The sequence below is a fragment of the Ferrimonas marina genome, assembly GCF_900129905.1.
In the GTDB taxonomy this organism is placed as follows: domain Bacteria; phylum Pseudomonadota; class Gammaproteobacteria; order Enterobacterales; family Shewanellaceae; genus Ferrimonas; species Ferrimonas marina.
Genome location: NZ_FQXG01000002.1, coordinates 27,482 through 38,732 on the forward strand (window position 1 = coordinate 27,482; position 11,251 = coordinate 38,732).

At 60.4% G+C, this 11,251-nt stretch carries 9 protein-coding genes; 6 read left to right on the plus strand and 3 right to left on the minus strand.

Features of this window, described 5'->3' with window-relative positions; all coding sequences use genetic code 11:
- Nucleotides 1–19 precede the first annotated feature (19 nt).
- Nucleotides 20–1,114: an acyltransferase family protein gene (locus BUC04_RS03800; protein ID WP_073325604.1), complete on the minus strand. Its 1,095-nt coding sequence runs from the start codon at nucleotides 1,112–1,114 to the stop codon at nucleotides 20–22.
- 464 nt (nucleotides 1,115–1,578) lie between these two features.
- On the opposite strand from BUC04_RS03800, the gene BUC04_RS03805 reads away from it, so the two are divergent.
- From BUC04_RS03805 to BUC04_RS03830, 6 genes are read left to right on the plus strand one after another with little or no spacing between them, the layout of a single operon-like run.
- A complete protein-coding gene (locus tag BUC04_RS03805; RefSeq protein WP_067658082.1) occupies nucleotides 1,579–3,081 on the plus strand; it encodes a UbiA family prenyltransferase in 1,503 nt (500 codons plus the stop codon).
- Nucleotides 3,065–4,372, plus strand: coding sequence for an FAD-binding oxidoreductase (locus BUC04_RS03810; RefSeq protein ID WP_067658077.1), 1,308 nt, complete (start codon nucleotides 3,065–3,067; stop codon nucleotides 4,370–4,372). Before BUC04_RS03805 ends, BUC04_RS03810 begins: the two co-directional genes overlap by 17 nt.
- Nucleotides 4,369–5,103, plus strand: a complete 735-nt coding sequence (locus tag BUC04_RS03815) for an SDR family oxidoreductase (RefSeq protein ID WP_067658074.1) — start codon at nucleotides 4,369–4,371, stop codon at nucleotides 5,101–5,103. Before BUC04_RS03810 ends, BUC04_RS03815 begins: the two co-directional genes overlap by 4 nt.
- A gap of 11 nt (nucleotides 5,104–5,114) precedes the next feature.
- Entirely contained in the window at nucleotides 5,115–5,483 is a 369-nt protein-coding gene (locus BUC04_RS03820) for a DMT family transporter (protein WP_067658071.1), read from the plus strand.
- Nucleotides 5,484–5,495: 12 nt separating this feature from the next.
- On the plus strand, nucleotides 5,496–6,500 hold the full coding sequence (locus tag BUC04_RS03825; protein ID WP_067658069.1) for an NAD-dependent epimerase/dehydratase family protein: 1,005 nt from the start codon (nucleotides 5,496–5,498) through the stop codon (nucleotides 6,498–6,500).
- A 23-nt stretch (nucleotides 6,501–6,523) separates the two neighbouring features.
- Nucleotides 6,524–8,170, plus strand: coding sequence for a DUF6798 domain-containing protein (locus tag BUC04_RS03830; protein WP_067658066.1), 1,647 nt, complete (start codon nucleotides 6,524–6,526; stop codon nucleotides 8,168–8,170).
- 101 nt (nucleotides 8,171–8,271) lie between these two features.
- Here BUC04_RS03830 and add read toward each other — a convergent pair whose 3' ends face one another.
- The gene (gene add, locus BUC04_RS03835; protein ID WP_067658063.1) at nucleotides 8,272–9,270 is read right to left on the minus strand and encodes an adenosine deaminase; all 999 of its coding nucleotides are present in this window, start codon (nucleotides 9,268–9,270) and stop codon (nucleotides 8,272–8,274) included.
- 82 nt (nucleotides 9,271–9,352) lie between these two features.
- The gene (locus tag BUC04_RS03840; protein WP_067658059.1) at nucleotides 9,353–11,140 is read right to left on the minus strand and encodes an ABC transporter transmembrane domain-containing protein; all 1,788 of its coding nucleotides are present in this window, start codon (nucleotides 11,138–11,140) and stop codon (nucleotides 9,353–9,355) included.
- Nucleotides 11,141–11,251 lie beyond the last annotated feature (111 nt).

The following is an 11,251-nucleotide window of genomic DNA, read 5'->3' on the forward strand; positions in this document are numbered from 1 at the left end:
TTAAATCAAGGCCAAAACATCAGACCTTGCGCTGCTGCGCTCCAGTGGGCCGCGCCGGCAGCAACCCCATCCCTGTCACCCCTGTTTTAAGCCAACGAGTGAGCAGGCGTTCTCCATAACGGGCAATAAGGTAGGCCACCAACACCTGTAGCGCGATTACTGGCAATGGCAGGAACCAGGCGGGCAACGGCAGTCCCAGGCTCCCCAGTTTCACCAAGGAGGCGATCAGAGTGCTCTCATGGAAGAGATAAAGGGGGTAGCTGACAAACCCGAGCAGTAGCAACACCGGATTTTGCAGCCATTGCTGTACCCGGGGCAGGATCAAGGAGGCCGCAAACAGCGCACTGACCAACACGGCCGCCAAGGCCGGCCCGGCTGACAGGTGCCGGACCATCACCGCACACACTGCGGCAAACAGAACGCCTACGCCGTACCAACGCCAATCCCAGTTTTTGAAAAACAGGTAAAAGGCAGCGCCAGCAGCAAACCAACCAAAGTGCTTAAAGGAGAGCGCCGTGACGATATCCGCCAGGCCTTGCCATACCGGCGTCGGGTAGTTGTACTCCAGTGACAGCACCACAGTGCCAAACACGTAGGCCAGGGCACAGCCAAACACCACCGCCTTGGCCCCGCGCCAGAAAAACAGCAGCCCGGCAATAACGTAGAACTTGAACTCTACATAGAGTGACCAATACGTCCCCTCGATCTCTCCGACCGGACGGTCCAGGATCGATTGCCACCAACCCGGCTCGATAAAGGTCAGGCCTGGCAACAGATCCACCGCCTGCGGCAGGCCGTTAGGGCGCTCTGCAAACCACTCAGCGGTGAAAAACACCAGCAAAGAGCAGATCAGCATACCGGGAAACAGACGAAGCCAGCGGCGAGAGAAGTATTCAGAGAAGCTTTGGCAGCGTTCCAGGGTCATCAAAATGACAAAACCCGAGATCAAAAAAAACAGCTGGACGCCAACCCAACCGTACTTGAACATGGCCACGTCGGCCAACGACTCGCCGGTCGGCACCATCTCGGCCCACCGGGTGAAGGCGTGGTAAAAAACCACCAGCAGTATGGCCAAACCACGCAATCCATCGAGGTACCCAATCCTGCTACTCATTGCACCCGCCTTGGACGGCATACCATTGCCATCGAAAAAGGTGGAGAAACGTTTGGCCCATTCCCTGTTTCCTGTGTGCAGCGTGCCCTCCTGACCCGCCGAACTGAACCTAGGCAAACCCCGTTACCGCATTGGCTAAGGGTAGACCTCCCCCGCCGCTTCGTGTCAAAAAATCCCCACCCCAAGGTGGAAATCACCAAGCGTCAGCATCTTGCCCACACAATCAACCATTTGCCACTTGCTTTTCGAGAACCTGCTTCAGGCTCTGGCAGTAACCCAGGCGATCTCGGATATCCGTTTCTAGAACAAAGAGAATCTTTTCTCTCCCACTGAGCGAAACCAGAGCAGCTTGACTATATTTGTCCCCAATAGAGCGACCGCCGACCGTATGGCGAGCCGAGAAAGGATGAGGAAGCCGTAACTCCTCTTATGGGAACAGGCTGAATACCTAAGGATGGATCCCCATGGCCACTGCCTATCCAGTGAGTAGTAATGCGAGCCCGCAGCCGGAACGGGACGAAACGCCAATCCCTCTGTGCGTTGACCTCGACGGCACACTGGTCAAATCCGACTTGCTGTTTGAGCAGCTGGTTCGATTGATCCGAAAATCCCCTCTGAGCGTCTTCACACTGCTGTTTATTGTCCTGCGCCGTGGCATCGCCAACGGCAAACGCTGGCTGGCCGAGCACGTTCAGGTGGACATCAGTACCCTGCCCTACCACGCCCCCTTACTGGCCTACCTTGAGCACGAGGCGCAAAAACGCCCCATCTGGCTCTGTACCGGCAGCGATCAGGTGATCGCCCGCCAGATTGCGGACCATATTGGCCTGTTTACCGGGGTACTGGCCTCAGATGGCACCACCAACCGCACCGGCAAACGCAAATCCGATCTGCTTTGTCAGCGTTTTGGTGACGGTGGCTTCGACTATGTGGGCAACGAGGCCCAGGATTTTGAGGTGTGGCCGCAGGCACGCCATGCCCTGGTGGTAAGCCGCTCTGCTCCCTTCCTCGAGCGAGTCAGGGCCCGCTTCGATGTGGTTAAGACCTTTCCGCTACCGCCGCTGCGTCTGGCCGACCTGGTCAAGTCGATCCGGGCCCATCAGTGGACCAAAAATGCGCTGATCCTGCTGCCAATCCTGCTGGCCCATGGCGCGCCCAACCCAACCCTGATCAGCCAATGCTTGCTGGCGTTCTTCAGCTTCAGCCTGATGGCGTCGGCGACTTACATCCTCAACGACCTGGTGGACCTGGAATCAGACCGGCAGAATCACAACAAACGCCACCGCCCCTATGCCTCAGGCCAGATCGCCATCGCCCTGGGGCTGATCCTGATCCCGCTGCTGGGCCTGTCCAGCATCGCCCTGGCGTCCCAGCTGCCGCTGAGCTTCGCCCTGCTGCTGCTGGCCTATACCGTCACCACCCTGCTCTACACCTTCAAGTTCAAAGGCGTCCCTATGCTGGACGTCACCCTGCTCTCTTTGCTCTACACCCTGCGGGTGGTGGTGGGCATGGTATTGGTGGGTGAAGCCTGGTCTTTCTGGCTGCTGGCCTTCTCCCTGTTCTTCTTCTTCAGCCTGGCCCTGGCCAAACGGGTTACCGAGATCACCAACAAGCTCAAACGCCAACCGGAGGTGCAATCCATCCGTGGCTACCATCCGCGGGATCTGAGCCTGTTGATCAACCTGGGGGGCTGCTCCGGCCTGCTATCAGTGCTGGTGATCGCCATGTACGTCAATGGTGAGAAGGTGCAGGAACTCTATCAGTATCCCCAACTGCTCTGGCTTATCTGCCCCATCATGCTGTTCTGGGTGGCCCGTTTCTGGCTCATCACCATTCGTGGTGGGCTGCATGAGGACCCGATCCTGTTTGCCGTGCGCGACAAGATGAGCCTGGTGATGATGTGCATCTGTATCAGCATTGTGCTGTCCGCTGCTTACGGGGGGAGCCTCTATGCCGTCCTGTTCTGACTATCGCGCCTGGGGCCTGATCCCTGACCGGGATCAGCGGGCTCTGCGCAACCTGGATCCAAAGCAGCTGGAGCAGCATCGCGGTAAGGTACTGCCCTTTGGCCGCGGTCGCAGCTATGGCGACAGCTGTCTGAACTCCGACGGTGCCCTGCTGGACACCCGGGACTGCGACCACCTGATGGCCTTTGATGCTGAGCGGGGTCTGCTGCGCTGCGAAAGCGGCGTCACCTTCGAGGAGCTGGTGCGGCTGTTCCTGCCCAAAGGCTGGTTCCTGCCGGTTACCCCGGGCACCATGGAGATCACCTTAGGTGGCGCTATTGCCAACGATATCCATGGCAAGAACCACCACGGCGGCGGCACCTTCGGCTGCTACCTGACCCAGATTGCCCTTTGGCGCAGTGATGAAGGGGTAGTGATCTGCTCGCCGGACAACCGCACCGAGCTGTTCAATGCCACCATCGGTGGCCTGGGGTTAACCGGCCTCATTCTGTGGGCGGAGTTCCAGATGAAGGCGGTACCCGGTAATGCCATCGAGGTGGAGACCCACCCCTTCCAGACGCTGCAGGAGTTTGTTGAGTTATCCGAACAGGCCAACGACAAGTTTGAATACACCGTGGCCTGGCTGGACTGTTTCTCAGCCCAGAATGGGCAATGCAAAGGTCTGTTCTACCAAGGTAACCACAGCGAAAAGCCGCTGAAGGACATAGCCTCGGGCTGGCGTCCGTCGATTCCCTTTAACCTGCCCGGCTGGCTGCTCAATCGCTGGAGCATCAGCGCCTTTAACGCCCTCTATTACTGGCAGGGACAGCGTAAGCGCCACCAGCTACAGCACTGCATCCCCTTTTTCTACCCACTGGATGGGATCCGCAACTGGAACCGACTTTACGGTAAGCGGGGCTTCTACCAATACCAGTGCGTACTGCCCCTGACGGAACTGGACAAGATGCAATCCCTGCTGGAGCAGCTGGCAGCGGCTGGCACCGGCTCCTTCCTCGGAGTGCTGAAGCTGTTCTCCGATCATCCTTCACCCGGCCAGCTCTCCTTCCCACAACCGGGGATCTGCCTGGCCCTGGATATCCCCAACCGGGGAGAAAAGACCCGCACATTGCTGGACCGACTGGATCAGCAACTGCTCGCCGCCGGTGGCCGGCTCTACCCTGCCAAGGACGCGCGCATGTCCGCCAGCGCCTTCCACCACTTCTACCCCCAGGCCAAGGATTTTGCCAAGCATTGCGACCCCAAGTTCCAGTCTGACTTCTGGGCCCGCGTCAACAGGGAGCCGACGCCATGAACATCGTGATCTTTGGAGCCACCTCGGCGGTGGCCAAGCACCTGGCCAGGCAGCATGCCGAACGGGGTGACCACCTGACCTTGATAGGGCGCAATAGCCAGAAGTTGGGGGTGTTGGCCGCCGACCTGGCGGTACGCGGCGCCGAGGATGTTCGGGTTAGGGTCCAGGACCTGGCCGAGCTGGACGGCTGTGAGCCTTTGATCAACGACCTTTGGCAACAGGGCCCGGAACCGGATGTGGCCTATTTTTTCCAAGGGGTGCTGCCCGACCAGCAAGCGTGCCAGCAGAGCATGGAGACCACCCTGTCCGCGCTGCAGATCAATACCCTGGGGATCATGGCTCTGCTCACCCCCCTGGCTAACCGCTTTGAACAGCGCGGAGCCGGCGCCCTGGTTGTGGTGAGCTCAGTGGCAGGTGATCGCGGCCGGCAAAGCAATTACGTCTACGGCACCTCCAAGGCCGCCCTCAACACCTTCCTGCAAGGCCTGCGCAACCGCTTAAGCAAAAGTGGCGTTCGGGTGCTCACCATTAAACCGGGCTTCATCGATACTCCGATGACCGCCGAGATGAAAAAGGGGCCGCTATGGGCAGAACCACAAACGATCGCCAGCGGGATCCTGAAGAGCCTGGAGCACAACCGCAACGAGGTGTACCTGCCCTGGTTCTGGCAGGGGATCATGACGGTAATCAAGCTGATCCCCGAGCCCCTGTTCAAGCGCATGAGTCTTTAGGGAGAGTCTTAGTGTCTGCATACATTCCGGTGATCCTGTTCACCATCTTTACCAACTTTCTGTCGCAGATCATGCTGAAGAAAGGGATGACCAGTATCGCGCCGGTGGTGCTCTCGCCCGGTGGCGTGCGCTCTTCCGGGGTGGACATCCTGACCAATGGCTACGTCATCGGCGGCCTGATGGTGATGGTGATCAGCATGGCCTCCCACCTCTATGTTCTGTCTAAAGTGGAGTTAAGTTACGCCTACCCCTTCCTCGGCCTATCCTTTGTGCTAACCACCGCCTACGGCTACTGGGTGCTGTCGGAGAGCGTCAACGGCTGGCGGGTGCTGGGGGTGTTGTTGATCTGCAGCGGTGTCGCCATCGTGGCAAAAAGCTAGGGAGAAAGCATTATGAGACACGTGATTCTCGGCGGGGATGGATTCCTCGGCACCGAACTCTGTAAGAAGTTGATCGCCCGCAACCAGACCGTAGTGATCGCCGATCTGAAGCAAACCCCGGAGTCGGAGATCTACCTCAGTCCCCAGGTCAGCTACCAGCCCATCGACGTCACCCGGGCCGAGACCCTGGAGTCGCTGGAGGTGACGCCGGAAGACGTGGTCTACCACTTTGCCGCCCGCTTGCTGGTGCCTATCCTGCCCCGGGCGGAGCGCAAGGATTACTTCTGGCAGGCACTGTACGTCGGCACCAATAACGTACTGGAGTACCTGACCCGTCAGGGCAACCATCGCCTGGTCTACTTCACCACCGACATGGTGTACGGTCACACCAAAGAGAACCCCCGCACCGAAAGCCATCCCCGCGAGCCACTGGGCCCCTACGGCGACGCCAAATACCAGACCGAGCTGCTGTGCGAAGAGTATCGTCGCCGCGGTTTTAACATCACGGTGTTCCGACCTCGCCTGATCATTGGTCCCGGCCGTCTGGGGATCCTGGAGAAACTGTTCAAGCTGATCGACGCCAATCTGCCGGTGCCTACCATCGGCAGTGGCCGCAACCACTACCAGTTCATTTCGGTCAGCGACTGCGCCGAGGCCTGCCTGGCGGCGGTCGATGCAGGCTTCCCCAATGCCTTCTACAATTTAGGTTCCTGTAATCCGCCAACCGTGAACGCACTGTTGAAGGGGCTGATAGATGCTGCAGGAAGTCGGTCGGTGTTGATCCCGACCCCGGCCTTTGCAGTTAAAGGCACTTTGGCACTGATGGATTGGGTGGGCGCGCCGTTGATGGATCCGGAGCAATACCTGATTGCCGATGAGACCTGTGTACTGGACGTCTCCGCGGCCGAGCGAGACTTAGGCTGGGTGCCAAAAGATAACGATGCCGATATGCTTTGGTCCGCTTACCACAGCTACCGCCAGAGCCGGCAACAGGATGTGCCAGTGGAGCAGGCCTGAACAGGCGATCAAGAGACGGGACAATGGAAAAAGGGATCCAGGCGGAAAAGGTCAAGGAGGGGCTGCAGGCTATCGAGCCTGCCCCAACCGTGGCCCGCGGCAGCCAGGCCCGGGCGCAAAGCTGGGGCAGCCTGGGTTTCTGGCTGTGCCTGCCCCTGTTTGCCATCGCCTACACCCAGGCCCCGTTTTTCTCCTCAAATCAGCACCACTACTTCCTTCGCGGCATCGCCCAAAGCGGTGAGGGCTACCTGACCCAGGATTGGCTGGCCAACACCGTTGATACCTCGCCACTGTTTACCGCGCTTATCCAAGTCACCGAGTCGGCCTTTGCTGGCTACTCGGTGCTGGCCTACGCCTTCTACTACATCGTACTCAGCATGGTGTTTCTTTACGCCAGTGTGGGCATCGCCGTACGCACCTGGAAGATGGAGCAGCAAAGCAGTGCCATTTGGGCCCTGGCGCTGGCCCTCACCATTTTGCTGTCTTACCCCTTCGAGATGCTCAGTAAGACGGTGATTGGGATGGACATCGGCTACCACCTTGAAGAGGGGGTCGCCAAACAGTACCTGCTGGATGGGCTGCTTCAGCCCTCCACCTTCGGGGTGTTCCTGCTGCTGTCGGTGTACTTCACCCTGAGCCACAAGTGGGCGGGGGCCGTATTGGCCGGCGCCTTTGCTGCCATCGTTCACCCCAGCTACCTGCTGCCGGCGGCTGTACTCACCCTGTTTTCGATGATCCAGGCCCTGCGCCATACCCGCTCACTGAGCTTCACCTTCTGGCTCGGCACCCTCAGCCTGGTGCTGGTGCTACCCGTGGTGCTCTATAACCTCAGCACCTTCTCCGCCACCTCGGAATCGATAAAAAGCGAAGCCTACCGCATCCTGGTCACCGACCGACTGGCTCACCATGCGATGATCACCACCTGGCTCAACAAGACCGTGGTGATCAAGGTTGGCCTGGTGTGCCTGGCGCTGTACCTGACCCGCCACCGCCCGGTTTGCCTGGTGCTGGCGCTGGGGTTCGGCTGGGCCGTGGTAGGCACCGCCGCCCAGTATGTGACAGGCAGCCACTTCCTCGCCCTGCTGTTCCCCTGGCGTATCTCGGTGGCGCTGGTTCCGCTGGCATCGGTATTGATCATTGGTGCCGCCATCGCCTGGCTGGAACGCAGCCGGGTCTGGGTGCCCCAAGCCGGTCAGGTACTGAAGACCACCGCCATGGTGGCCATGGTCACCCTGCTTTTCAGTGGCACCTATTTCCAGCTGGCCAGGCTCACCGCCCACGAGATGGACGACGTTCAGGGCATCATCAAACACGCTAAATCGATTCGCTCGCCAGGCCAGCTCTACGTGGTGCCAAGACAGGTGGAGGGGCTGCGACTGGGGGCCGGGGTACCGGTGTGGGCAGATTACAAATCCCTGCCCTACAAGGACATCGACGTCATCACCTGGAACACCCGGTTAAAGCAGAGTGAGGCCTTGTATCGCTCCACCCCGGAAAACGCCTGTGACAACCTCAAGCAGGTGTTGGCCACCACCCCGGTGACCCACGTCATCCTGCCTGCGGCGGACAGCTGGCAACAATGCCCGGGCACTGAGCTGTTGTACCAGGACAGCTACTACATGCTGGTGCAGGACAGCAGCAAATCGCTGGGACTGGTGACCGCCAACTGACGCCCTCTCTCAAATCCCGCCTCGAGCGCCTCGCGTTAACACCCGATAGTCTAGGCCCTTCAGCCCCGTCCAATCACCTTTGTCCAATCACCCTTGCCCGTTCAACCCTGCTTAGAGGTCAGCAATGCCTTGCGCTCTGACGAACTAAGGAACGCTGCCTCAACGCCATTGCGCTGCAACTGGCGGATCTGCTCAGCGCTGAGGCCCGCCTTGGGTGCCTGCACCTGGTACTCGTAGCCCAGTTCAATCCCCTCCACCGCAGGATCATCGGTGTTCAGGGTCGCCAGCACACCCGCCTCCAGGAACGCCTTAACCGGATGCTGATCAAGCGAGGCCACGGTACTGGTTTGCAGATTGGAAGTCAGGCAGCTCTCCACCACGATGCGGTGCTTGGCCATGTACTCCAGCAGAGACGGGTCTTCAATGGCCTTCACGCCATGGCCAATACGCTGGGCGCCCAATGCCTCGATGGCATGCCAGACGTTTTGCGCGCCACCGGCCTCGCCGGCGTGCACGGTGATCTGCAGGCCCGCATCCCGGGCCTGGGCAAAGTGAGACTCAAACAGATGGCCCGGTTGACCCAACTCATCGCCGGCCAGGTCCAGCGCCACCAGTCGCTGGCGAAACGCCAGGCAGGCCTCCAGCTCCCGTTGGCAGGCCTCAACCCCAAAGGTGCGGCTGAGGATCCCGATCAGGTTGGCCTTGACCGGCAGGTTGCGCTGGCCACGCTCCACCCCGTCGATCACCGCCTCAATCACCCCTTCCATCGGCAGGCCATGGCTCATTGCCATGTAGTGCGGCGAGAAGCGCAACTCGGCGTAATCGATGCCGGCACGGGCCAAATCTTCCATGTTTTCATAGGCCACCCGGTTCACCGCATCCAGATCCCCCAGCACCTTGATGCCCCAATCCAGCTTGGCCAGGAACTGCATCAGGTCCGGCTCATTGCCGGTGATCTGAACATGGGGGGTTAACCCAACCAGGTCTGCGGCGGGTAGCGCAACATTATGGCGTCGTGCCAGCTCCAGGATCGTTTGTGCCCGAACGTTACCATCGAGATGACGATGGAGGTCCACCAGGGGCAAAGTGGCGTCGATCATGTCTCGCTCCTTGTCGCTGTTGTTGCTCTGATTTGGGGCCGCAAGCATACGCCTAAGTTTCTCAGAGTAAAGGGCTAATAAGTCATTTCACCGACTCATTGGCGGTTCGTTGCTCAGTTGTCCCCTCGGCGATCAGCTGCAGCTCCGCCAGTTCACGATAGAGGGGGTCTTGTTGCAGCAACTGCTGGTGGTTGCCGATGGCACGGATCTGCCCTCGCTCCATCATCACCAGCCGGTCGGCATTAGCCACCGTGGCCAGGCGATGGGCGATGATCAAACAGGTACGCCCCGCCATCAACTGCTCCAGCGCCTGCTGCACCTTAACCTCATTGGCGGCATCCAGCGCCGAGGTGGCCTCATCCAAAAGCAGTACAGGTCGGTCTGCCAGCAGTGCCCGGGCAATGGCGATGCGCTGCTTCTGCCCGCCGGAGAGGCGTACGCCCCGCTCCCCCAGCTCGCTGTCCCAGCCTTGGGGCAACTGATCGATAAACTCACTGACCTGGGCGGCATCGCAGGCGGCGGCTACCTCGGCATCACTGGCTCCGGGCCGGCCGCACCGCACGTTGTCTCGCAGGGTGCCGGCGAAGATCACCGGCTCCTGGGCAACCCAGGCAAACTGCTGACGCCAGACCTTGGGGTCACATAGCGCAGCATCGACGCCGTCCAGCCGCAACTGGCCCTGCTGTGGCAGGTAAAAACGCTTAAGCAGCTGAAACAGCGTGCTCTTTCCTGCACCACTGGGCCCCACCAGTGCCACCCGTTCACCGGGTTCAATCGCCAGGTTAAATTCGCTCAGCACCGGTCGCTTGGGCGCGCTGGGATAGGCAAAGGTGATGGCATCAAAGCTGAGGGCACCACGCAGTGGCTGGGGCAGCGGCACCGGCTGTGCCGGTACCGGGATCTCAGTGCGCTCCGCCATCAGCTCCCGCAGCCGTTCACTGGCCCCGGCGGCTTTCTGGATCTCGCCGATCACCTCGCTGATGGTGGCCACCGCACCGGCCACCAGCACCGCGTAAAACAGGAAGGCGGTCAGCTCGCCGGCGCTGATCCGGCCAGCCATCACATCCAGGGCGCCGGCCCAGCTGACCAGGGTGATGGCACTGACCGACAGGATCATCACCGCCGCAATCAGGCCCGAGCGATAGCGGATACGGCGCTGGGCAGCGCTCATCACCGCCTCAACCCGATCGCCGAAGCGGTCGTTATTCTGGCCTTCCAGGCCATAGGCCTGAACAGTCTGGATCTCGTGCAGGGTCTCGTCGATGTCGGCGCCCATGTCCGCCACCCGGTCCTGGCTGGTGCGGGCCAGCCGACGCACCCGGCGGCCAAAGAAGAAAATGGGGCCCAGCACCACCGGCACCGCCAGCAGTACCCAGGCGGTCAGCTTAACGCTGGTAAAGGCCATCATCAGGATCCCGCCTATCAGGGTCAGGCCGGAGCGCAGTGCCATGGACAGGCTCATCCCCACCACGGTCTGCAACACCGTGGTATCGGCGGTGAAGCGGGAGATCACCTCGCCGGTGCGGCTGGTGTCGTAGAAGGTGGGCGACAGGGTAAGCAAATGTTCGAACACCTGGGTGCGGATATCGGCGCTGACCCGCTCACCCAGCCAGGTCATCAGGTAGAAGCGGAAGAACACCGCGACGCCGCCGACCAGATTGATCCACAAAACCAGGATCATGGCCCGGTTCAGCGCCGCCACCTCACCGCTGAGAAAACCCTGGTCCACCAGCAGGCGTACCCCCTGCCCTAGCAAAAGCCAGGCACCAGAGCCCACCGCCAGGGCGGTTAGGGCGGCCAATACCCGCCAACGATAGGGCCTGAGAAACCCCCACAACCAGGGGATAACCCCTTTTTCCCGTCCCTGCATTCCTCGCCTTTACTGGGCTTCGCGTTTCCCTCCAAGCTGGCGTAAAGACCGGGCAAATGCAAGGCAGAAAAAAGGCGGCCCTAAGGCCGCCTCAGTCTCTACTGGAGGGCT

What these genes read in the sequence shown, in the direction of transcription:
- BUC04_RS03800 (WP_073325604.1), bottom strand. Translation starts at nt 1,114, where the DNA reads ATGAGTAGCAGGATTGGGTACCTCGATGGATTGCGTGGTTTGGCCATA.
- BUC04_RS03805 (WP_067658082.1), top strand. Translation starts at nt 1,579, where the DNA reads ATGGCCACTGCCTATCCAGTGAGTAGTAATGCGAGCCCGCAGCCGGAA.
- BUC04_RS03810 (WP_067658077.1), top strand. Translation starts at nt 3,065, where the DNA reads ATGCCGTCCTGTTCTGACTATCGCGCCTGGGGCCTGATCCCTGACCGG.
- BUC04_RS03815 (WP_067658074.1), top strand. Translation starts at nt 4,369, where the DNA reads ATGAACATCGTGATCTTTGGAGCCACCTCGGCGGTGGCCAAGCACCTG.
- BUC04_RS03825 (WP_067658069.1), top strand. Translation starts at nt 5,496, where the DNA reads ATGAGACACGTGATTCTCGGCGGGGATGGATTCCTCGGCACCGAACTC.
- BUC04_RS03830 (WP_067658066.1), top strand. Translation starts at nt 6,524, where the DNA reads ATGGAAAAAGGGATCCAGGCGGAAAAGGTCAAGGAGGGGCTGCAGGCT.
- add (WP_067658063.1), bottom strand. Translation starts at nt 9,270, where the DNA reads ATGATCGACGCCACTTTGCCCCTGGTGGACCTCCATCGTCATCTCGAT.
- BUC04_RS03840 (WP_067658059.1), bottom strand. Translation starts at nt 11,140, where the DNA reads ATGCAGGGACGGGAAAAAGGGGTTATCCCCTGGTTGTGGGGGTTTCTC.